This window comes from Hymenobacter sp. 15J16-1T3B (assembly GCF_020711235.1).
In the GTDB taxonomy this organism is placed as follows: domain Bacteria; phylum Bacteroidota; class Bacteroidia; order Cytophagales; family Hymenobacteraceae; genus Solirubrum.
The window spans coordinates 358,240-379,427 of sequence record NZ_JAJFAV010000003.1 but is presented as its reverse complement, the minus strand read 5'-3'; the positions used below and the strand labels follow the sequence as shown (position 1 = coordinate 379,427).

Below are 21,188 nucleotides of genomic sequence, written 5' to 3'. Positions count from 1 at the left end.
CCCTAACCAGAGCAAGGTCAGTTCCGCCCGCATGGACGCAAACTCGATCCTGACCCACAACGGATACGCCCACCGGCGAAGAAATTGACCAGCCGGATGCCGGTAAAGCCCGCGCTACCCTGTGCGCCGGTTGGGGTTCTTTATAGAACTGAAAGCCTAAACTGGCGGCGATGAAACGTCGCAAACGGCCCGGTCTTTTGTCTTGAATACCCCGCGTCCATCTGCGCCGGCCGGACCACCTTTGTGGGTCACAACTCCACTAGCTCCCCTCATGCGCAAAATCCGAATCATGGAACACATTTCCCTGGATGGCGTGATTCAGCACGACAGCGACCAGGGCTTCGCGTACGGCAACTGGACCACCCCGTTTCGCACGCCCGCGGGCTTGGCGGCCGTCGTAGAGGCCTACGGCAGCCGCTTCGATCTGCTGCTGGGCCGCCGCACCTACGACGCCTGGGCCGGCTTCTGGCCCCAGGCCGGGGATAGTCCGATTGCCAACGGGCTGAACGCAGCAACAAAATACGTGGCCACGCACCGGCCGGACAGCCTGAGCTGGGGCCCGGCGCAGGACCTGGGTGCGGACGTCATCGAAGGCATCCGCCGCGTCAAGGCCACCGACGGCCCCGACCTGATTGTCTGCGGCAGCTCCACGCTCACATCCGTGTTGTTCGAGCAGGGATTAGTGGATGAAGTGGTGCTAATGGTCTACCCGGTCTTGCTGGGCCGGGGCAAACGCATGTTTTCGGAGGGCACCGCGCCGCGCGAACTGGCCTTTGTCAGCTCGCAGGCAACTTCCACTGGGGTGCTGCTCAACACGTACCGGCACGTGGGGCCGCTGCAGCGTTGAGGCTGTTTCGGCCGTCCGCCGAAGCACAGCTGCCCGGCTTCCGGCTGCGGCTGGCGGAGCTGCGGTGAGGCTGCGCGGACGACTGTAGCCCACAGAGTAAGCGGAGGTTGGCGCAGACAATGCTGAGTTCTGCGCCATCTGCATTTCTCCGGTGGCCTCTGCGGGCTAAAAACGTCAGGGCCATGTCACCACCGTTCAGAGGCATGTCACGTTTGTTCAGAGCCCTGACGCCTTCGTTCAAAGCCATATCACCGCTGTCGAAGCCCTTGATGCCTGCATTAGGATTCATGTCGAGAATAACGAAGCCTAAGCCGCACGCCTCGGCCGTGTTACCCCTCGACACTCCACTCGCACCCATCAAAGCGATGCACGGTCTTTTTCCGGTAGCCTAAACTACAACGCATGAAATTCGTCCGAAAACAAGCCTGCGCCTGCTGCGGCTACAAGACCATCGAACGAGCCCTTGAAATTTGCTACGTCTGCTGGTGGCAGCAAGACCATTATCAGGAAGAAGTAGATACCAATGATGCTGACGGGCCCAACTATGTATCGATAGAAGTTGCCCGGGAGAACTATAGGCAATTGGGAGCCTGCGAAAAGGAATTCGTAAAAGATGCCAAACCGCCGTCACCGCATGATCTGTAGCCCAGGTAAGCACTAAGCCTCAACGTATTTCATCAACCAGCTCAAAACGGACGCTCTACACATCTCATATGGCTGACTTCGTTATCAACAACCGTCGTTTCCAAATTATGGGAGCAGGCGACGTATCTAACCGGGATGGAGCCGGCTGGGAACTGTGGGAGTACGTGGATCAGCAATGGGTATGGTTACTAGAAATATTCCGTCACGATGATTTGCGAAAAATTGACTTCGCCACTTTCAGCCCGATAGACATTCCATTTGAGGCACTCGAACGGCTATTACATAGTTTCAACACTACCGGTGGAAAAAGATTTCAGCCATTACCCGAAGACATATTCCCCGCTGATCCGGAATAACACCCCAATATCCCTTCACTGCTTCACCTAACACTTGTAAGCCTCCGCCGCCCGTTTTTCGTACTTTAGCCGCCCATTTCCCACTCGTTCGGAACCCTACCATGCACCCAGCTCCCGTAGCTCCCTATAAACCCCAGAACCACGTCCGCATCGTGACTGCTGCCGCGCTGTTCGACGGCCACGACGCGGCCATCAACATCATGCGCCGCATCATCCAGAGCAGCGGCGCCGAGGTCATTCACCTTGGCCACAACCGCTCGGTGCAGGAAATCGTGGACTGCGCCATCCAGGAAGACGCCCAGGCCATTGCCATTACCAGCTACCAGGGCGGCCACAACGAGTTCTTCAAGTACATGCACGACCTGCTGCAGGAGCGCGGCGCGGGTCACATCAAAATCTTCGGCGGCGGCGGCGGCGTTATCCTGCCCTCCGAAATCGAGGAGCTGCAGGGCTACGGCATCACCCGCATCTACTCCCCCGACGACGGCCGCGCCATGGGCCTGCAGGGCATGATCAACGACCTGCTCGAAAAGGCTGACTTCCCCACCGGCAAAAACCTGAACGGCGAAGCCGGCCACGTCAAGGAAAAGGACGCCCGCTCCCTCGGCCGCCTCATCTCAGCCGCCGAAAACTTCCCCGAGGAGTTTGAGCGCGTGAAGACCCAGCTGGTAGCCGAGTTCCAGCGCAGCGAAGCCGGCAACGACCAGCGCGTGGAAGGCAAGAGCGACAAAAAGGCCCCCATCCTGGGCATCACCGGCACCGGCGGCGCCGGCAAATCGAGCTTGGTGGATGAGCTGGTGCGCCGCTTCCTGCTCGACTTCCCCGACAAGACCATTGCCATCATCTCGGTCGACCCGAGTAAGCGCAAAACCGGCGGCGCCCTGCTCGGGGACCGGATCCGGATGAACGCCATCAACAACCCGCGCGTGTACATGCGCAGCCTGGCCACCCGCCAGAGCAACCTCGCCCTGAGCAAGTACGTGCAGGACGCGGTGGACGTGGTGCGCGCCGCCGACTTCGACCTGATCATCCTCGAAACCTCCGGCATCGGGCAATCCGACACCGAAATCATCGAGCACTCCGACGCCAGCCTGTACGTGATGACGCCCGAGTACGGAGCGGCCACCCAGCTGGAGAAAATCGACATGCTCGACTTCGCCGACGTCATTGCGCTGAACAAATTCGACAAGCGCGGTGCCCAGGACGCGCTGCGCGACGTACGCAAGCAGTACCAGCGCAACCACCAGCTCTGGGACACCAAGGCCGACGAGCTGCCGGTGTTCGGCACCATCGCCTCGCAGTTCAACGACCCGGGCATGAACCGCCTGTACCGGGCCGTGCTCAGCACCATTGAGCGCAAAACCGGCACGCCTTTCCATTCCACCCTCGAAACCTCGGAGGAAGCCAGCGAGAAGGTGTATATCATTCCGCCCCACCGCACGCGTTACCTCTCCGAAATCACCGAAACCATCCGCCAATATGACCAGTGGGTCGATAAACAAGCCGAAACCGCTCAGCAGCTCTACGGACTCCGCCAAAGCCTTGACGCCGTCCGGAGCCTTGGCGCCGCAACCGGAACCGGGGGGAGCAGCCGCGACGGACTCCAACCCGATCAGCTCGCAACCGGCCTGGAGAAAACCTTCGAGGAAATCAAGCTCCGGCTGGACGGGCAGAACTGGAAACTCCTGGAAACCTGGCCGCAAAAGGTAGCCGCCTACAAAGCCCCGGAGTTCGTGTTCAAGGTGCGCGACAAGGAAATCCGCATCAAGACGCACTCCGAAACCCTCTCCCACCTGCAAGTGCCCAAGGTGGCCACCCCGCGCTATGCCGCCTGGGGCGACCTGCTGAAGTGGATGCTGCAGGAAAACGTGCCCGGCGAGTTTCCCTATACCGCCGGCGTGTTTCCCTTCAAGCGCGAGGGCGAAGACCCCACCCGCATGTTCGCCGGCGAAGGCGGCCCGGAGCGCACCAACCGCCGCTTCCACTACGTGTCGGCCGGCCTGCCCGCCAAGCGCCTGAGCACGGCCTTTGACTCGGTGACGCTCTACGGCGAAGACCCCGACCACCGCCCCGACATCTACGGCAAAATCGGCAACAGCGGCGTGAGCATCTGCTGCCTCGACGACGCCAAAAAGCTCTACTCCGGCTTCAACCTCGCCGACCCGGTTACGTCCGTGTCGATGACCATCAACGGTCCCGCCGCCCAACTGGCCGCCTTCTTCATGAACGCCGCCATCGACCAGCAGTGCGAGCTGTACATCAAGGAGCACGGCCTGGAAGCGGAAGTCGACCAGAAAATCGACGCCATCTATAAGGAGCTGGGCCAGGAGCGCCCGCGCTACCAGGGCCAGCTGCCCGAGGGCAACGACGGCCTGGGCCTGCTGCTGCTCGGCGTGACCGGCGACCAGGTGCTGCCCGCCGAGGTGTACCAGCCCATCAAGGCCCGCACGCTCTCGCAGGTGCGCGGCACCGTGCAGGCCGACATCCTGAAGGAAGACCAGGCCCAGAACACCTGCATCTTCAGCACGGAGTTCTCGCTGCGCCTCATGGGCGACGTGCAGCAGTACTTCATCACCAACAAGGTGCGGAACTTCTACTCCGTGTCGATTTCGGGCTACCACATTGCCGAGGCCGGGGCCAACCCCATCACCCAGCTGGCCCTTACGCTGTCGAACGGCTTCACCTTCGTGGAGTACTACGTGAGCCGGGGCATGGACGTGAACGACTTCGCGCCCAACCTCTCCTTCTTCTTCTCCAACGGCATGGACCCCGAGTACGCCGTGATGGGCCGCGTGGCGCGCCGCATCTGGGCCAAGGCCATGAAGCTGAAGTACGGCGCCAACGCCCGCTCGCAGATGCTGAAGTACCACATTCAGACCTCGGGCCGCTCCCTGCACGCCCAGGAAATCGACTTCAACGACATCCGCACCACGCTGCAGGCCCTGTACGCCATCTACGACAACTGCAACTCCCTGCACACCAACGCCTACGACGAGGCCATTACCACGCCCACCGAGGAATCGGTGCGCCGGGCCATGGCCATTCAGCTCATCATCAACCGGGAGCTGGGCGAGGCCAAAAACGAAAACCCGCTGCAGGGCTCCTTCATCATCGAGGAAATGACCGACCTGGTGGAGGAAGCCGTGATGCTGGAGTTTGACCGCATCACCGAGCGCGGCGGCGTGCTGGGCGCCATGGAAACCATGTACCAGCGCGGCAAAATCCAGGAGGAAAGCCTCTACTACGAGATGCAGAAGCACACCGGCGAGCTGCCCATCATCGGGGTGAACACCTTCCTCTCCTCCAAAGGCTCGCCCACGGTGCAGCCCGCCGAGGTTATCCGCGCCACCGAGGAGGAGAAGCAGTACCAGATCAGCATGCTGCAGCGCCTGCACGCCCGCAACCGCGACAAGGCCGAAGACGCCCTGAAGCGCCTGCAGCAGGTAGCCGTGCAAAACGGTAACCTCTTCGAGGAGCTGATGGAAACGGTGAAGTCCTGCTCGCTGGGCCAGATTACCAACGCCCTGTTCGAAGTGGGCGGTCAGTACCGGCGGAATATGTAAGCCGCAGCGGCTGCTTTGGCTGAACGGAAACGGGTGCTACCTTGTGAGAGGTAGCACCCGTTTTTTGCGTTCTATGAAAGCATTTGCTCTTTTACTTTTTTTAGCCAACTGTCAGCCTGATTCAGCAAAAATTGCTGTCAATGATCCTCCGCAGAAGAAAAACGTCAAACCAATAAGCAAGTGTATTGACGAAGAAAAAGTAAAGTATGGAGGCGACTTCAATTCGTATGATTACACCTACTTCTGCCCTACCTATCACTTTGCATACGATGGAGATACTGCCAAATCTTGGAGCATATTAAATCCCATTGATATCCATCAGGTATCTAATACCGTGTTTCCGATAAAAAATCGTATCGAGAAACAGATACAGGCATATGCAGGTCAGTCTTTCTTTTCACACTTAGAATTTTCGTCCGTTGATGTAGTCTATCCAGATAGTATCAGGAAGTTTGACAACAGGGGTCCTGCTGTCGATATGAGCAGGTGTAAATCCAAATACTACTTCTTTTATGTATTTAAAGCAGATACTGAGGCAGTATACAATATCGGTATTGCAGCAGACGAGCAGGGAAATATTCTTTCTCCTTTTAATTTTCCTGCGGAAGCAGATTACAAGCCTATCGACTCGACTCTTACTGTTTGTCGAGTTTTAGAAATAGCTAAAAAAGCAAATAGAAAAATCAACCCGGTCGCTGAGGTGCAATTTGAGTACAACCATAAGTCTAAAAGGTTTTACTGGTTAGTTTCCCAAGAAATAATTGATAGCCACGAAGGAATAAACAAGTTTAATCAGGTAGAAATAGATGCATCTGATCCTACCAACATTAAAAAGCAGGTAAGTCAGGCACGTATAGTGTATTAGAGGCTTGGTGAGTTCTATCCAATGCCTCACAGAAGCTCCAGCCTCCCTAAGCCGCCCGAGCGGCCAGCCGGTACCGCGCCGCGCGAAGTCGTCCGGGCGGCGTATTCATTAGAAAGAATTGCTCGACCTTACACCTATGCCTCTACTGCCTGCTAATTCAACCTTTGTAGAAGAGGAATACCAAGACGTCCTGAACAGATATTCAGGATTCGGCATTGGATTGTTTCCGCTAATTAATAACCAGCTACCTAGCGTATTCAACTGCCTAAGATTCTTTCGTTCAATGATGCATCAAACAGAAGATGTATACGCCACTTACGAAACGACTGAAAAAGCATTTGCTATTCAGCTTGACCCTGACATCGAGGTTATCTGCCTGTGGAATGATGATATGCAAACCGAAATCGGTGACTGGTATGAAGAACCAAATGCAGAAGCGCTCAAGTTTATAATCACTCATTTGCTAGGCTCACCTGGAGCAATTCCAGGGTAGTGTAGTTGCCGCTTAGGCCACGCAGAAGCCCCAGCCTCCCCTAGCTGCCGCAGCGGCCAGCCAGTACCGCGCCGCGCGGAGTCGTCCGGACGGCGTTTTCTATTCGCCTCCATTCTCTCCTAAACCCCTTTCCCAGAACTTTCGCCCCCGCCCCGGGTTAGCAACCCGGTCCCTTTTACCCACCAACAAACACCTGATGAAATCTACCCTTATCCTCGCGGCGGCCCTGGCGGCGGTTGCTACGCAGGCGCCGGCTCAAACTGCCCCCGCGCCGCGGGCGGCGGCCGACCAGATTGCCACCAAGAAAGGCCCGCTCACGGTGCAGCCCATCACCCACGGCAGCGTGGTACTGACTTGGAACGGCAAGACCATCTACGTGGACCCCTACGGCGGAGCCGCCGCCTACGCCGGCCTGGCGGCCCCTGTTGTCGTCCTCATTACCGACATTCACCCCGACCACCTCGACCCGCAGACGCTTGCGGGGCTGTCCGTGGGCAAGGCCCTGATGATTGTGCCCCCGGCTGTGGCCGCTAAGCTGCCCGCCGAGTACAAAGCCCGGGTCCGCGTGCTGCGCAACGGGCAGAAGCTCGATACGCTGGGGATGACGGTTTCGGCCATTCCGATGTACAACCTGCCCGAAGCCCAAGACGCCATGCACACCAAAGGCCGGGGCAACGGCTATGTACTCAGCCTGGGCGGCAAGAACGTGTACCTCTCCGGCGACACCGAAGACACGCCCGAGATGCGCGCCCTCCAGAACATCGACGTGGCCTTCGTCTGCATGAACCTGCCCTACACCATGGACGTGCAGCAGGCCGCGCAGGGCGTACTGGCCTTCAAGCCGGGCATCGTGTATCCGTATCACTACCGGGGGCAAAATGGCCTGAGCGACGTGGCCAGCTTCCAGAAAACGGTGAATGCGGCCAACAAGAAGATTGACGTGCGGCTGCGCAACTGGTACCCGGCGGCCAACTAAGCAACTCCGCGGGCGCCTGAGCGCCCTGCCAAGCCCCAGTACGGACGTGAGCTTAGCCCTGCCTCGCGCCCACCCCTAACGTGGAATGCACCTCCCCCAGCCGCCGCAGCGGCCAGCCGGTACCGGGCCGCTCGGAGCCAACCAGTAACATTGCAATTAGCGCCTGATGCTTCCGTAGCGTCAGGCGCTTTTTTGTTTCACCCAAAAATGCTTGTCGATTTTCCGGTTGCCGGAGGGGCGGCGGGGCTTCGTCCTTTGCCGAAAAAAGAACGATGGTAACTCCCTATCAGCGCTTCCGCGCCTTGCACTACCAACGCAGCCCTTTAGTGCTGCCCACCATATGGGACGCCCGCAGCGCCGCCGTGTGCCAAGCGCAGGGCTCTGCGGCCGTGGGCACCTCCAGCGCGGCCATGGCCAGCGTACTGGGCTACGCGGACGGTGAGCAGCTGCCTTTTGCTGAGCTGCGCTACCTGGTCGGCCGCATCTGCGCGGGGGCCACGGTGCCCGTGTCGGTGGATATGGAAGGCGGCTACAGCCGGGAGCCGGCCCAAATCCTGGAGCACATTCGGGAGCTGGCGGCCCTGGGCGTAGCCGGCATCAACCTGGAGGACTCCGTGGCGGCGCCCGGGCGGCGGGAGTTGCTGGCGCCCGAGGCCTTTGCCGCTACCCTAGCCGCGGTGCGCGCCGGGCTGACGGCCGCCGGGGTGGACGTGTTCCTCAACGTGCGCACCGATACCTACCTGCTCCCGGGGCCCCAGCCCCTGGCCGCTACCCTGCACCGCCTGCGCCTCTACGAAGCGGCGGGCGCCGACGGCCTGTTTGTGCCGGGCCTGACGGAGCTGGCGGCCATCCAACGCCTTTGCCAGGCCACGTCCTTGCCCGTCAACCTCATGGCCCTGCCCGCCCTCCCCGACTTTGCGGCGCTGGCCGCGGCCGGCGTGCGGCGCCTGAGCATGGGCAACTTCTTGCTGGAAGCCCTGAGCCAGCGGCAACAGCAGCTCAGCCAGCAAATCAGCAACGACCAATCCTTCTGCGCTTTATTTGCCTGATGCCTGCCCCGCTGCCCATTTCCGCCCCGGAGTGCTACCGGGCCCTCGTAGCCAAAGATGCCGGTTACGAAGGCCGCTTTGTGGCCGCCGTGAAGACCACCGGCATCTTCTGCCGGCCCACCTGCACAGCCCGCAAGCCCAAGCCCGAAAACGTAGAGTTCTTTGCGACGCCGAAGGAAGCCTTGCAGCGCGGCTACCGCGCTTGCAAGGTGTGCACGCCGCTTACCCCGCGCGACGCCGCCCCGCCCCAGCTACAGGCGCTGCTGGCGCAGCTGTCCGAGCAGCCGACCGTCAGAATAAGCGACGGTGACCTGCGCCAGCGCGGCCTGGAGCCGGCCACGGTGCGCCGCTGGTTTGTGCGCCAGCACGGCCTCACCTTCCAGGCCTACCAGCGCCTCACCCGCCTCAACCACGCCTTCAAGCGGCTGCAAGACGGCGACACGGTGACGGCGGCAGCTTTTGACAGTGGGTTTGAGTCGCTGAGCGGGTTTCAGGACTCGTTTAAGGCCACGTTCGGAGCCGCACCATCGCGCAGCCGGGAGCAGCAGATTTTCCACCTCACCCGGCTCGACACCCCGCTCGGGACCATGCTGGCCTGTGCCACCGAGCAGGGCCTCTGCCTGCTGGAGTTTACCGACCGGCGCATGCTGGAAACCGAGCTCCGCGACCTGACGCGCCGCCTGCGGGCTACCGTGGTGCCCGGGGCCAGTCCGCACTTCGAGCTGCTGCGGACCCAGCTAGCCGAATACTTTGCGGGCCAGCGCCAGGCATTCACGGTGCCGCTGCACACGCCCGGTACCGCGTTTCAGCAGGCTGTATGGCAGGAGTTGCGGCAGATTCCCTACGGGGCGGTGCGCTCGTACGGGCAGCAGGCCCAGGCCCTGGGCCGCCCGGCGGCGGTGCGGGCGGTAGCCGCCGCCAACGGCCTCAACCGCGTGGCCATCCTCATCCCTTGTCACCGCGTCGTCGGGGCCGACGGGCAGCTGACGGGCTACGGCGGGGGCCTGTGGCGCAAGCAGTGGCTGCTGGAACTGGAGCAAACCCCGCAGTAGGCCTCGGCGCCACTTGGTGCCCTTTCGGGCGCACGGGCAGCGCCGCCTGGTTCACCTGCCCAGCCCTGACGTGCAAGCCGTGCCCCAAGCAGCCGCCGCAGCGGCCAACCGGCACCGCGCCGCTCGGAGTCGTCCGGGGGGCGCCGGAACTCCCGCAACGAAGCGGGGGCCATACTTCGGCGGAGCCAAGCCTTGCCCGCAGCTTATAGCCCGGGACCGGCAATAGGTACCCCGTTGTGCACTTACTTGCAGCACGACTATGTGTTTCATTCGGCAAGGCACTCCTGATGATTCTAAGCATTATACGACGGGTCCTTGCAGGGCTGCGCTGGGCCACGGCACACCCGAAGACGACGGGAGGCCTACTAGCGGCCGGGACGGCCGGTTGGGTGGCGTTGTGCTTTTCCCTGGGGTACCAAATTCCTTCCGTTGACCGTCACCCCTCCTGGCAGCCATTTCCGGCTTTAAGCAACCCACAGCTGGTGATAGAGAAAATACCGGATTCGATTTTTGGCCCCCGGTTCGGTCACCGCTTTCCTTACCCTACGGAGGCGGACACCGTCACGCATTACCAAACATTTAATGATGAGGATGGCCCTGTACCCGTTCGGGGAAGCTGGGAGCTTTACGACGACCACCGGAGCCTCACGAATCTGCGTTCCGTCGGCTTTCAAGTCACGGAAAATGACTTTGACTCAGACGTCCACTTTCACCTGTACATTTATCCGGGCAATTCCTCAGTTACCCCCGACGAGCCTTGGAATCCTCATTTCCGAACCTTCGGCCACGAATACCTGGAACTAAACGTGGGGGGCGTAAAAGCCTATTTTAAAGAAGCGGACGTGCCCATCGTAGGCACTTCGCTCGATGATTTCTACCAGTACAATCACCCCATCCGGCGCCAAGATACCCTATTTCTGCGCTACGGCCTCTCTAATACCAACTACGCTATTTACGTACGCTGACCGGCTGGGCTTGCCAGCGGTTACCCTGGTTGCGTCTGCGTTGCCCGCCCGCTGGCCTCCACTGGCGCGCGTCCGCGTGGCAGGTCGACCGCGCCGCCTGGTTGATGATCCGACGTATCAGGTTATCGGGCGCGTCGCAGCCGGGCGCCAGACTAGCTAGTAAACGCCAAACCCGCCCCGACCAGCGGCGTCGCCCGCTGCTAGTGGCGCACCATCGCCGCCGCGGGGCTAGCCACGGCCGCGCCCCGCAGCTGACGCCGGGGGCGCGAGGTACGCGGTGCCCAGGGCCGCTACCGGCCGCTCTACTACGGGCCGCGCCGCCGGGACGTACCAGCCCCGCGGCGGTCCGCCTTAGGGGCGAAGCTGCCGGGCGCGGTAGTGCAGGGCGGCCGGGCGGGCAATGGCGAAGTACGCCTTCTTGGTGTCGATGATGGACCAGTCCACGTCGGGAAACAGCTCCGGCAGCCCGTCGTAGAGCTGGTAGAGGGTGAGCAGGTCGCTGCCGTCGAGGGTGCAGAAGTCCTTCAGCGAGAGGTAGAGCAGGCGCCAGCCCCAGCCGCCGTGCCAGGCCAGCCCGGCGCGCACGTACGCGCCGATGTCCACCGTGAGAGGCAGCATGCGTGAGCCATATTCGACGGCCAGGCCCTGGTACTGGGGCGTAGCCGGGTCGTAGAGCAGGTAGGTCAGGTAGTTGGTCACGTTGGCTACCGAGCCGCAGTCGAAGAGTGTGGCGATGCGCAGCAGCGGCACGTCCTCGATGTACGCGGGCGAGTAGCGGCGGCTCAGCTGCTTGTAGGTAGGTTCGGCAAAGGCCGTGGTCAGCCCGCGCAGGTTCAGGCACCCGCCCATGAGAGGAAGAAGGCCGCCGGCCAGGGGCTGGTCCGGGGTGTTTTCCCAGGCAATGTCAAAGTCGTGCGGGGCGCCTTTCCCCTTGCCGGTCTTCGGCCGGCAAGGGGAAAGGCGCCCCGCACAGCTCGGCCATGAACTCGTCCATCTCTTCCAGCCACGTCGGGTCGAAGCTGAGCGGATCAACCCCGAAGTCTTGGTAGGAAAGGTCGACGCGGGGATTGGCCCGCAGCCGCGCCAGGATTTGATTGATGGCGGTGACGTAATCGTACATCGGGAAAGCAAGGAGTTAGGAAGTTACCTAGCGGCGCAGGCGGACCTGGTCGTAGCAGGCCACAAAGGCATCGAGGGAGAAGTCGGGCAGCAGGGCGCTGAGCTCGGCCGCGCACTGCTGGGCGCTGGCGTTGGTGGGGGCGGTGTAGGGCTCAGCCGGCTGCAGGGTGAAGTGCTGGTGCACATCGCGCAGCAGGTAGGGCCAGTAGACGTGGCCCAGCGTGAGGGTCAGCAGCTGCAGGTAGCCCTCGAAGTCCACGCCCAGCGGCGCGGGCTCCTCCTCGCCAAACACGCACAGGTAGAGTTGGGCCTCCTGCTGCGCGTCGTGGAACAGGCCCACGGCGGCCTCGTCGCTGAACATATCCACCACCTTGAAGGCGCGCAGCCGCGCATTGTCCAGCGGCTGGTCGGCGAAGTACACCACGCCTTCCCAGCTGCCGTACATGTCCTGCAGGCGCTTGAACTCGATGCGCCCGCGCGCCTGGCGCAGCCCCCGCTGCGCCCGCTCCGTGTAGCGCGCCTGCTGCTCGGCCGTCGTAGTCCAGCGGACGCGAAAGCCGTTGAACTCCTGGCTGAAGTTCAGGATCGATGCCGGCACCCAGTCCAGGTGCTCCATCTTGGCCAGCTCCCGCTTCGTCGGCGGCGCGTATTGCAACGGCGGTACGGGCTGAAAATGCTTTTCTATGCCAGCAGCCATAAGCCGCAGAACGGGGTAGTATTGGGAAGGCATTGAACAGATGGGAAGGAGGGGTTAGAACAAGAAATAGTCGCCGCAGGCAATACCGACTTCGGGCAGGGTCAGGCAATAGTTCAGGGCCATGACAGGCGGGGGAATGAGGGAATAACTGATTAATGCGCCGTGGGCACGACCTGCCCGCGCAGCGGCTCAGGCCTCTCCTGGAAGCGTCCGTTCGGTATCGAAGTAGGCGCGTTTGGTCTCGATGACGGACCAGTCGGCGGCGGGGAACAGGACGGGCAGGGCTTTGGCCAGCTGGTAGGCTTTCTGGCGCGTGACCCAGGGCAGGGCCCGAAACTCGTCCAGCGGCAGGTAGAGCAGCTGCCAGCCGTAGGCCCCGTGCCAGTCCAAGGCAGCACGCATGTATTCGCCCAGGGTGGTAGTCATCGGCAGTACGTCGGGCCGATCAAACAGCGCCACCCGCAGCAGGTGGCGCTGAATCTGGTCGTAGCGCAGGAATGAGCGATAATCCCAGCTTTCGGCTCCACCCGTTTCCAGGTACGAACAGCCCACAAAGTCCTCATAACCCGGATTGGAGTTGTAGAGGTGAAACTCCGGTTCGTACAAAGACACCGTCAGGTTAAGCATACTCAAGCAACCAGAGGGCCGTTCGTTGGTGTGCAATAGTGCTATTTCGGGCCGGGTCAGCCAAGCAATGTCCGTAGCGCTAGGCATGTAGTACAGTTCCCAATCTTCCTCTGGTAGCAGAAAGCCATACTCCTTCTCCACATGATGAGCCATGCCAGCCACTGCTTCCGGTGACCTGAGGGAGGGGGAAAACTGCTGGTGAAGCACTTGGATGCTGGGGTTAGCAACCAACTGCTCAATCAGCGCCTGAAACCGCTTGTGGTAAGGGTACATCTAATGGGGCTTATATGGGCAATTTCTGACCGGGCTCTTTGCCAGTCTGGGCCAATATGGCCAGTTCTTTCGAGCTAGTGGCGGTAAAGCCAGGACGATGCGCGTGAACGTTCCTACGGATTTAAAGCTGCTCCCCCTGGCGCCAACAGCAGCAGGCCGGCCCCGCGCCACCGCCGCCCGGTTTCCCAGCCGCCCCACGCGCCCTGCCAGCGGCCCGCCCATACCGCCCCAGCCGCCCCACCCGACACTACAGGAGGCTCCGGCGACGGGCAGCGGCGGGCGTGGGTTGTCAGCGCGACGGCTCATCCCTCTGCCGGAAGCGCCGGTTCGGTATTGAAGTAGGCCTGCTTGGTGTGAATGATGCTCCAGTCGGCGTCGGGGAAAAGGGCGGGCAGCAGCCGGGGCAGGCGGTAGGCGTGGCGGCGGGTGGGCAGCGGCAGGGCCCGAAACTCCGCCAAGGGCAGGTACAGCAACTGCCAGCCGTAGGCCCCGCGCCAGGCCAGCGCCGCCTGCACGTACGCGTCGATGCCGATGGTCAGCGGGCGCACGTCCGGGCGGTCGAAGACGGCCAGGCCCAGCAGCTTCTTGTGGTCCCGCTCGTAGCGCAGCAGCGTGCGCAGGCCCGCGTCCTCGGCCCCGCCCGTCTCGAAAAAGGAGGCGTGGGCAAACTCCGCCGACGGGTTCAGCTCGTCTAGCCGGTAAGCCGAATCGTTCAGGCTCTTGCTCAGGCTCAGCAGACTGATGCAGCCCATCAGCTCGGGCCCGCCGTCGGGCAGGGCCGTGTCCGCGCCCGTGGTCCAGCACACGTCCGTGGATGGCGTGGCCAGAAACAGCTTATACACCTCGAACCCGGCATCAAAGCCCATATGGTCAACGAATGCCTCTTGGTACTGTCGAATGTAAGCGTCGGTCCTTGTACCCGTTGATAACTCTTGTCGCAGCAGGCGTACCTGTGGGTTGTGGGCGAGGCTTTGAATCAGGGCTTGAAACTGCTCGGGGTAAGAAGCGCGCATCGGAATTTTAGCACAGATGAAAGGGGCCCGCAGGCAAGGCTACCGTTCGGGGTCGGTATCGAAGTAAGCGCGCCGGGTATCGATGACGGACCAGTCGGCGTCGGGGAACAGGGCAGGCAGGACTTTGGCCAGCTGGTAGGCTTTCTGGCGCGTAACCCAGGGCAGGGCCCGAAACACGTCTAGCGGCAGGTACAGCAGCTGCCAGCCGTAGGCTCCGTGCCAGGCCAGGGCCGCCTGCACGTATTCGCCCATCGAGAGGGTGAGCGGCAGCACGTCGGGGCGGTCGAAGAGGCGCACGTCGGGCGCCTGGCCCTGGCCCCGGACGAAGTGCAGGAACGTGCGGTAGTCGAAGTCCTCGGCCCCGCCCGTCTCGAAGTACGAGCAGTGGGCAAACGGCGCGTGGTTCGGGTTGATCCGGTCCAGGTGGTAGTCCCAATCATCGAAGGACACCGTGAAGTTGACCAAGCTGATGCAGCCCGTGAGTTGTTCACAGTCCGGCGGCAAGGGAGCGTCCGGCCGACTGATCCAGGCAATGTCCATCTCAGCGGGCATGAACGCCAACGGCCATTCCTGCTCCGGCAGCGCGAAGCCAAACTTTTCTTCTACGAACTGCGCCGTGTCTGTTAGATCATGCGCCGATTCAAGCGGAAAGTCGAACCTCCGTTGCAGCAACTCGATGTGGGGCGCGGCGGCCAGGCGTTCAATAAGCTTTGGAAATGGTTCGTAGTAAGGAATCATCACTGGAAGTTTGGCGCTAAAAGTAGCCGGTAGCAGCCAGCATCCCCACGCCCCGTAGCCCGCCGCCCCACCCGACACTACAGGACACCCCCGCCGCCGGGCGCCGCTACTTTGCCGCCGCCATTCACCACACGGCCGCCCGACTCCCGGCGGCGCCCCTTCCACCCTACCCCGCCCCCGCATGAACCGCATCAAGAGCTACGGCGTGTACACCGCCAAGGCCCAGCTAACCCAGCCCATTGCCGACGCCACCCACACCCTGACGGAAATATCTTTTTTGGTGCTGCGCATCACCACCGAAACCGGCGTGGTGGGCGAGTCCTACCTGCTCAGCTTCCAGTACAGCCCCCGCGCCATTGCCGGGGCCATGCAGGACGTGGGCGAAATGGTGCGCGGGGCTGAGGTGTCGGAGACGGTGGCGGTGTTCGAGCGGCTCAACCACGCCAACGAGTACTTCGGCCACGAAGGCATCAACCGCTGGGCCCAGGCCGCCTACAACATTGCCATGTGGGACGCCTGGGGCAAAACCCTAGGCCAGCCCATCTGGAAAATCCTCGGCACCTCCCGCACCGAAGTGCCCATCTACGGCAGCGGCGGCTGGATTTCCTACTCCGTGGAGGAGCTCATTGCCGAAGTCAGCGGCTACAAGGCCCGGGGCTTCCAGGCCGTCAAAATCAAAGTGGGCAAGCCCGACTGGCGCGAGGACTTGGAGCGGCTGCGGCTGGTGCGCGAGGCCGTCGGCAATGACATCGGCATCATGATGGACGCCAACCAGGGGATGACCGTGCCCAACGCCCTGGCCCTGGCCCGCGCCGCCCGCGAGCTGCACATCCAGTGGTTCGAGGAGCCCATTCCGCACGACGACTACCAAGGCTACGCGCTCTTGCGCAACCAGGCGGGCATCTCGCTGGCCATGGGCGAGCGGGAATACTCCACCCTGCCCCTGCGCGAGCTGCTCACGCGCAACGCCATCGACATCTGGCAGCCCGACATCCTGCGCCTGGGCGGGGTGGAAGCCTGGCGCAACAGCGCCGCCCTGGCCGGCGCCTTCAACATCCCGGTGCTGCCCCACTACTACAAGGACTACGACATTCCCCTGCTCTGCACCATCCCGAACGGGGCCGGTGCCGAGAGTTTCGACTGGATTGACCCGCTCATCGACCACCCCCTGCAGATTGTCAACGGCCTGGCCCGCCCCCACGACCGGCCGGGCTGGGGCTTCGGCTTCAAGGACGCCGTGCTCACCGAAATCTAGCGTAGAACCTGGTTAGGGAGTGTCATGTCGAGCTGGTCGAGACATCTCGCGTGCTGACGGCCACGAGTAGTCCTTCCTTTTGAAGAGAAGGATACTATCGAGCGAGATGTCTCGACCAGCTCGACATGACGTGCAACGAATTTCCTAGACAGCTTTATAATCAATCGGCACCTAGCCCCAGTCGACCTAGCAGCTCCACCCCATGCAGCCCAATCCCGATTCCAAGCTCCGCGCGCTGTTTTCCCTGGCCGGCAAGCGCGTCATCGTCACCGGCGCCTCCAGCGGCCTGGGCCTCGACCAGGCCATAACGCTGGCGGAGTGCGGCGCCGAGGTCTTCGCCCTGAGCCGCTCCGGCCGCATCAAGGTGGAGCACCCCGGCCCGGTGCCCGCTAATATCACCTTCCTGCCCCTCGACGTGACCGACGAAGCCGCCGTACAGCGCGTGTTCGACGACATCGGCGCCGGCGGGGGCATCGACGTGCTGGTCAACAACGCCGGCATCACCCAGCGCAAGCGGGCCGAGGCCCTGACCACGGCCGAGTGGGAAGCCATTCACGCGGTGAACGTGACCAGCGTGTTCCGCTGCTGCCGCGCCGCCTTCCCCTACCTGCGCGAGTCCCGGCACATCGGCCGCATCATCAACGTGGCCTCGATGGCCTCCTACCTGGGCTTTGCCGAGGTGGTGCCCTACAGCTCCAGCAAGTCGGCGGTGCTGGGCATCACCCGGGGCCTGGCCGTAGAGTGGAGCCAGGATAACGTGCTGGTCAACTCCGTGTCGCCGGGCTGGTTTCCGTCGGAGATGAGCCAGCAGGTGATGGACGCCGACCGCCGCCAGAAAATCCTGCAGCGCATGCCCCTGCACCGCTTCGGCCGCCCCGAGGAGCTGTCGGCCCTGGTGTGCTTCCTGGCCGGGCCGGGGGCCAGCTACATCACCGGCCAGGACTTCAGCGTCGACGGCGGGGCCCTGGCCTTCGGGTTCTGAGCCGGCGCGGGCGGGCCGGATGCCGGGCTTCGCCGAACCAGCGTTTGTAGCCGCCTTCATCCCCGCCCGAAACCGTTTGAGCGGCGCGGGAGCAGCTGGAATTTCGTGCCTCTTAGGCTGCATAGTCAGCAATAAATAAAGAACGTCATGCTGAGCCCCGCGAAGCATCTCTACCGCTTCGTTGTTCGGTAGAAATGCTTCGCGGGGCTCAGCATGACGGCCTATACATCTGGCGGCCCGACCTCTCCCCACTCCTACCCGCGGGCCGGGCCTGCGCGCCCGCCCCGCGCCGTTATCATATAATCCGGCTTTGCATCGTTAAGCGGCGCGGCGGCCCAAGCGCCAACCGCTGAGCTTGCCACTGCATGTTACACCTCCATCGTTTCCGCAAAGCCTACGCCGGGCACCCGGTCCTCACCGTCGACGAGCTACGCATTCCGCCGGGCATCTACTGGCTGCGCGGCAGCAACGGCGCGGGCAAGAGCACCCTGCTGCAAGCCCTGGCCGGCATCATTGCCTGCGAGGGCGAGGTGACGCTGAACGGGCACCTGACCTTGCGCCAGCAGCCCGCCGCCTACCGCCGCGCCGTCAACTTCGCCGAGGCCGAGCCGTTGTTCCCCGAGTTTCTCACCGGCCACGAGCTGATTCAGCTGTTCAAAACCGCCAAGGGCGCCCCCTCTGGGCAGGAGCAGCCCTACGTGACGAGCATGGGCATGGCAGAGTACTTGCATGAGCCCATCGGCACCTATTCGAGCGGTATGGTGAAGAAACTCTCCCTGCTGCTGGCCTTTCTCGGCCGTCCCGCCTGCATCCTGCTCGACGAGCCCCTCACCACCCTCGACGCGGCGTCGCTGCCCATCCTCTACGACTGGATTGCTGCGCAGCACGCGCAGCACGGCACCACCTTTTTGCTGTCCTCGCACCACGCCTTTGCGGGCGGCCGCCTGCCCGGCGTGCGCGAAATCATCCTGGAGCACGCCACCCTGCGCCTGCCCGCATGAGCAACTCCCTGCCGCGCCTGCTCGTCCGCTTGGTCGCCAAGCCGTTTTACCGGGAGCACACCGGGCTGCTGTTCGGCCTATTCGTCTTCCTGTTCAGCAGCTTCTTTTACACCAACGTCCTTAACCAGACCCACCTCACGCCCGCGCAAATTCTGGCCACCGCCCTGCGGCTGGCGCGGGCCTCGGTGAGCCACCCGCTGGGCACGGCCGCGCTGCTGGGCGTCTTTCTCTTCTACAGCCTCAAAACCTGGCAGTATGCCGCCCGCCGGCTCCGGGAGCCCGAGGTGCACTTTCTGCGCTACAGCACCACCGCCCTGCCCGCGGCGCGGCAGCTGCGGGCCTGGGCCGTGGTGCAGGTGGTCACCTCGCTGCCCATCATCGTACTGGGCACCTACGCCGGCTTGGTCGGGGTGCGGTACGGCTACTGGCTGGTGCCCCTGCTCATTCCGGGCATCCTGGCTGGCCTGATCGGGGGCGGGGCCGGCTACTGCGTGCGCCTGCTCAACCGCCCCATCGACGAGCCAAGCGCCGCGGCCCGGACCGGCTGGCTGCGGCGTTGGCCCAAGCCCCTGTTCAGCTTGTTTCTGTACGAGCTGCTCATTCGCCGCCGCGTAGCCCTGGGCGTTACCAAGCTGCTGTCCCTGCTCAGCCTCACGCTTATTCTGCGCGTCTTCCCCGATGGGCACACCAACCTGCGCCTCGTCGGCCTGCTGGGCCTGTGGGCGGCCCTGGTTCACGCGGTGCTGCTGTACCAATCCCACGAGTTCGAGGACACCTACCTGCGCTTCGCCCGCAATTTCCCCTACCATTCCGGGCAGGTGCTGGGCCAGCAAGCCGCCCTGTACGGCCTGCTGCTGGCGCCCGAGCTGATTTGGCTGGCGGTGGCGGTACCGCCCGGCCCCGCCCTGGTCGGCGGGCTGCTGCTGCTGAGCACCACGCTGCTGTTTCGGGCCCTGCTGTACCGCGTCGGGCTGCGCATGAAAACCTACTTGCGGCTGCTGTTTGGGCTGTTCCTGCTGCTGCTGCTTGCCGATATGTTTAACCTGACCCTGCTGCTCGTCGTGGGCGGCGGGCTGAGCGCTTGGGGCCTGCTGCACCGCCGCTCCTTTGCCGACTGATTATCGGCCTGCGCTTTTCGTGCGCATCGGTCCCGATGTAGTGACGCACCGTTGCGTCTCGCCGGCCGCGCCGCGTGGGCGTTACCATTCAACGTGAAGACGCAACAATGTGTCTCTGCATTTCCCCGCAGAACCTGACGCCAGCCTGATACGACGCCGTGGCTGTGCGCCCCTGCGGGACCTGGTGCTACCTTGAGCCACTTCCAAGCTTCCCCGCTCCCGTCCATGCTCCGGGTTTCCGCTCCCACCCCGTCCCGTACCCTGCCTGTCATCGTGCTGGCCCAGTTCTGCTGCACCTCGCTCTGGTTTGCCGGCAATGCCATTGCCCCCGACCTGGCGGCCCGCCTGCAGCAGCCGGCCGCCTTTGTGGCCCACCTGACCAGCGCCGTGCAGCTGGGCTTTATCACCGGCACGCTCACGTTTGCCCTGCTGGCCGTGGCCGACCGGTTTTCGCCCTCCCGGGTATTCGGCCTCTGCGCCCTGGCGGCCGCCGCGTGCAACCTGGGCTTGCTGCTGCCCGCGGCCGGCAATCTGCTGGTGTGCCGGTTTCTGACGGGCTTTTTCCTGGCCGGCATCTACCCCGTGGGCATGAAAATAGCCGCCGACTACGCCCCCGCCGGCCTGGGCAAGTGGCTGGGCTTTCTGGTGGGGGCGCTGGTGCTGGGCACGGCGTTTCCGCACCTGCTCAAGAGCGGCGCCGTGCGGTTGCCGTGGCAGCTCGTGCCCGGGGCTACCTCCGCCCTGGCCACGCTCGGCGGGCTGGCCCTCTGGCAACTGGTACCCGATGGCCCCTACCGCCGCGCCGGCCAAGGCCTGCACCTGACGGCGTTTCTGAGCGGATTTCGGCTCCCCGGCTTCCGGGCGGCGGCCTTCGGCTACTTCGGGCACATGTGGGAGCTGTACACCTTCTGGGCCTTTGTGCCGCTACTGCTCACCAGTTACAACCAAGCGCATCCCGGGGCTGCGTTGCCGGTGGCAGGGTGGTCATTCGGACTGATTGGGGCGGGCGCAGTGGCCTGCGTGGGCAGCGGGCTGCTGTCCCGGCGGGTGGCCCCGCGCCGCCTGGCCCTCACGGCGCTGGCCTTGTCGGGCCTGTGCTGTTTGGTGTCGCCTTGGGTGCTGAGCAGTGCCTCGGCGGCGGTGCTGCTGGGGTTTCTGCTGTTCTGGGGGCTAGTCGTCGTGGCCGATTCGCCCATGTTTTCCAGCCTGGTAGCCCAGAATGCGCCCGACGCCACCCGCGGCACGGCCCTGACCATCGTCAACTGCCTGGGCTTTGCCCTTACCATCGTCAGCATTCAGGTTACCGGCTGGCTGGCGGGCCGGGTACCGACGACCTACCTGCTGGTCGGACTGACCGCGGGGCCGTTGCTGGGGCTGTTGGCCCAGCTCGGTCATACGCAGCGCGCCGCTTCGGCCCCGCGGTAGCCAGCAGCCACGGCGGACAAGGATTCTGCAGGGTTCAGCCGGTGGCGGGCCGGCTTGGGCGAATGGCGGCGCTCCTTCCCGGGCCAATTGCCTAGCTTTGCCGGTATGCGCACGGCTACCAATCGTTGT

21 protein-coding genes are annotated in these 21,188 nt (G+C 63.1%); 15 read left to right on the top strand and 6 right to left on the bottom strand.

The window, feature by feature from the left end; genetic code table 11:
* Positions 1–271 precede the first annotated feature (271 nt).
* The 10 genes from LJ737_RS07565 to LJ737_RS07520 all read left to right on the top strand — a co-directional run bounded on the left by LJ737_RS07565 (position 272) and on the right by LJ737_RS07520 (position 10,811).
* Positions 272–847 (top strand): dihydrofolate reductase family protein, encoded by a 576-nt coding sequence (locus LJ737_RS07565; protein ID WP_227764302.1) that lies wholly within the window; start codon positions 272–274, stop codon positions 845–847.
* A gap of 402 nt (positions 848–1,249) precedes the next feature.
* On the top strand, positions 1,250–1,492 hold the full coding sequence (locus tag LJ737_RS07560; protein ID WP_227764300.1) for a CPCC family cysteine-rich protein: 243 nt from the start codon (positions 1,250–1,252) through the stop codon (positions 1,490–1,492).
* A gap of 68 nt (positions 1,493–1,560) precedes the next feature.
* A complete protein-coding gene (locus LJ737_RS07555; protein ID WP_227764298.1) occupies positions 1,561–1,848 on the top strand; it encodes a hypothetical protein in 288 nt (95 codons plus the stop codon).
* Positions 1,849–1,949: 101 nt separating this feature from the next.
* On the top strand, positions 1,950–5,411 hold the full coding sequence (locus tag LJ737_RS07550; protein ID WP_227764296.1) for a methylmalonyl-CoA mutase family protein: 3,462 nt from the start codon (positions 1,950–1,952) through the stop codon (positions 5,409–5,411).
* A gap of 73 nt (positions 5,412–5,484) precedes the next feature.
* The gene (locus tag LJ737_RS07545; RefSeq protein ID WP_227764295.1) at positions 5,485–6,276 is read left to right on the top strand and encodes a hypothetical protein; all 792 of its coding nucleotides are present in this window, start codon (positions 5,485–5,487) and stop codon (positions 6,274–6,276) included.
* A 136-nt stretch (positions 6,277–6,412) separates the two neighbouring features.
* Positions 6,413–6,769 carry a hypothetical protein gene (locus LJ737_RS07540; RefSeq protein ID WP_227764292.1) on the top strand — a complete coding sequence of 119 codons (357 nt, stop codon included), beginning with the start codon at positions 6,413–6,415 and terminating at the stop codon, positions 6,767–6,769.
* A gap of 196 nt (positions 6,770–6,965) precedes the next feature.
* Positions 6,966–7,745 (top strand): MBL fold metallo-hydrolase, encoded by a 780-nt coding sequence (locus LJ737_RS07535; protein ID WP_227764290.1) that lies wholly within the window; start codon positions 6,966–6,968, stop codon positions 7,743–7,745.
* 272 nt (positions 7,746–8,017) lie between these two features.
* Positions 8,018–8,794: an isocitrate lyase/PEP mutase family protein gene (locus LJ737_RS07530; RefSeq protein WP_227764287.1), complete on the top strand. Its 777-nt coding sequence runs from the start codon at positions 8,018–8,020 to the stop codon at positions 8,792–8,794.
* Entirely contained in the window at positions 8,794–9,846 is a 1,053-nt protein-coding gene (locus LJ737_RS07525) for a bifunctional transcriptional activator/DNA repair enzyme AdaA (protein WP_227764286.1), read from the top strand. Before LJ737_RS07530 ends, LJ737_RS07525 begins: the two co-directional genes overlap by 1 nt.
* Positions 9,847–10,133: 287 nt before the next feature.
* Positions 10,134–10,811, top strand: coding sequence for a hypothetical protein (locus LJ737_RS07520; RefSeq protein WP_227764283.1), 678 nt, complete (start codon positions 10,134–10,136; stop codon positions 10,809–10,811).
* A gap of 351 nt (positions 10,812–11,162) precedes the next feature.
* Here LJ737_RS07520 and LJ737_RS07515 read toward each other — a convergent pair whose 3' ends face one another.
* From LJ737_RS07515 to LJ737_RS07490, 6 genes are all read right to left on the bottom strand, one after another.
* Complete coding sequence (locus tag LJ737_RS07515) at positions 11,163–11,660, bottom strand: hypothetical protein (RefSeq protein WP_227764282.1); 498 nt, start codon at positions 11,658–11,660, stop codon at positions 11,163–11,165.
* Positions 11,661–11,715: 55 nt separating this feature from the next.
* Positions 11,716–11,931 carry a hypothetical protein gene (locus LJ737_RS07510; protein WP_227764280.1) on the bottom strand — a complete coding sequence of 72 codons (216 nt, stop codon included), beginning with the start codon at positions 11,929–11,931 and terminating at the stop codon, positions 11,716–11,718.
* A 27-nt stretch (positions 11,932–11,958) separates the two neighbouring features.
* Positions 11,959–12,627, bottom strand: coding sequence for a hypothetical protein (locus LJ737_RS07505; protein WP_227764277.1), 669 nt, complete (start codon positions 12,625–12,627; stop codon positions 11,959–11,961).
* Between the two features lie 189 nt (positions 12,628–12,816).
* Positions 12,817–13,254, bottom strand: coding sequence for a hypothetical protein (locus tag LJ737_RS07500; RefSeq protein ID WP_227764275.1), 438 nt, complete (start codon positions 13,252–13,254; stop codon positions 12,817–12,819).
* Between the two features lie 575 nt (positions 13,255–13,829).
* The gene (locus tag LJ737_RS07495; RefSeq protein ID WP_227764274.1) at positions 13,830–14,393 is read right to left on the bottom strand and encodes a hypothetical protein; all 564 of its coding nucleotides are present in this window, start codon (positions 14,391–14,393) and stop codon (positions 13,830–13,832) included.
* A gap of 186 nt (positions 14,394–14,579) precedes the next feature.
* Positions 14,580–15,281 carry a hypothetical protein gene (locus tag LJ737_RS07490; RefSeq protein WP_227764272.1) on the bottom strand — a complete coding sequence of 234 codons (702 nt, stop codon included), beginning with the start codon at positions 15,279–15,281 and terminating at the stop codon, positions 14,580–14,582.
* Positions 15,282–15,459: 178 nt separating this feature from the next.
* Between LJ737_RS07490 and LJ737_RS07485 the strand changes: the two genes are divergently transcribed.
* From LJ737_RS07485 to LJ737_RS07465, 5 genes are all read left to right on the top strand, one after another.
* Positions 15,460–16,533 (top strand): mandelate racemase/muconate lactonizing enzyme family protein, encoded by a 1,074-nt coding sequence (locus LJ737_RS07485; RefSeq protein WP_227764269.1) that lies wholly within the window; start codon positions 15,460–15,462, stop codon positions 16,531–16,533.
* Positions 16,534–16,735: 202 nt separating this feature from the next.
* A complete protein-coding gene (locus LJ737_RS07480; protein WP_227764266.1) occupies positions 16,736–17,515 on the top strand; it encodes an SDR family NAD(P)-dependent oxidoreductase in 780 nt (259 codons plus the stop codon).
* A gap of 365 nt (positions 17,516–17,880) precedes the next feature.
* Positions 17,881–18,516 (top strand): ABC transporter ATP-binding protein, encoded by a 636-nt coding sequence (locus tag LJ737_RS07475; protein WP_227764264.1) that lies wholly within the window; start codon positions 17,881–17,883, stop codon positions 18,514–18,516.
* Positions 18,513–19,634, top strand: a complete 1,122-nt coding sequence (locus tag LJ737_RS07470) for a hypothetical protein (protein WP_227764262.1) — start codon at positions 18,513–18,515, stop codon at positions 19,632–19,634. Before LJ737_RS07475 ends, LJ737_RS07470 begins: the two co-directional genes overlap by 4 nt.
* Before the next feature lie 225 nt (positions 19,635–19,859).
* Positions 19,860–21,059, top strand: coding sequence for an MFS transporter (locus tag LJ737_RS07465; protein ID WP_227764259.1), 1,200 nt, complete (start codon positions 19,860–19,862; stop codon positions 21,057–21,059).
* Positions 21,060–21,188 lie beyond the last annotated feature (129 nt).